The following is a 362-nucleotide window of genomic DNA, read 5'->3' as shown; positions in this document are numbered from 1 at the left end:
GTCAACGCGCACGGACCTATGGCCGAGATCGGTGAGGATGCAGTCGTGAAGCTGTCTGAGGACCCAAGCGTCTCGGAAATTACGGGCGCCTTGCGTGCGTTGCTCACTCAAGAAGTGGAGCGCAAGAGGCTATCTCGTGGCGCGATCACATTGATCCGAGACACGCATTCGCCTCGGCGCGTCGGAGAGCTCTACTGGCAAGCCATTGAGACATTCAGCTCGGCCGGAACCGTGGCGCGATGCCATCAGATGATGTCGATGGCTGTGCAAGACAGGAACTTTGCTCAGGCAACGGCAGCCGATATAGCTAATGTTAGCAAATGTATCGACTTAAACCTGCCTCTGCGCAGAGCAGGTGCACT

General features: G+C 56.9%; 1 protein-coding gene. It reads left to right on the top strand.

The window, feature by feature from the left end:
• Window positions 1–45: 45 nt before the first annotated feature.
• Window positions 46–362, top strand: a 317-nt coding sequence (locus tag MFF64_RS36675; RefSeq protein ID WP_238193952.1) for a hypothetical protein, incomplete at its 3' end; no start/stop codon positions are given.

This window comes from Methylobacterium frigidaeris, from assembly GCF_022179185.1.
Classification (GTDB): domain Bacteria; phylum Pseudomonadota; class Alphaproteobacteria; order Rhizobiales; family Beijerinckiaceae; genus Methylobacterium; species Methylobacterium frigidaeris.
This window is presented reverse-complemented; position numbering and strand designations above follow the sequence as displayed.